General features: G+C 63.9%; 1 protein-coding gene. It reads right to left on the minus strand.

The annotated features are described in order from the left end of the window. Positions 1–202: transposase (locus SM191_RS19830; RefSeq protein WP_341507694.1), on the minus strand; the 202-nt coding region annotated here is incomplete at both ends.

Here is a 202-nt window from a genome sequence, read left to right on the forward strand (position 1 = left end):
GTTCCTGAGCTCGTTCATGACCCTGAGCCAGAATTTTGCGCCCTCGTTCTGCTCCAGCCACAGGCCCAGCACCTCCTTGGCACCATCGGCACGGACGCCCAGGGCGATGTGGATCGCCTTGTTGCGCACCATGCCCTCGTCGCGGATCTTCACCCGCAAGGCGTCGAAAAAGACGAGCGGGTAGACCGGATCCAGCGGCCGC

Source organism: Sphingomonas sp. 2378 (genome assembly GCF_038084995.1).
In the GTDB taxonomy this organism is placed as follows: Bacteria; Pseudomonadota; Alphaproteobacteria; order Sphingomonadales; family Sphingomonadaceae; genus Sphingomonas.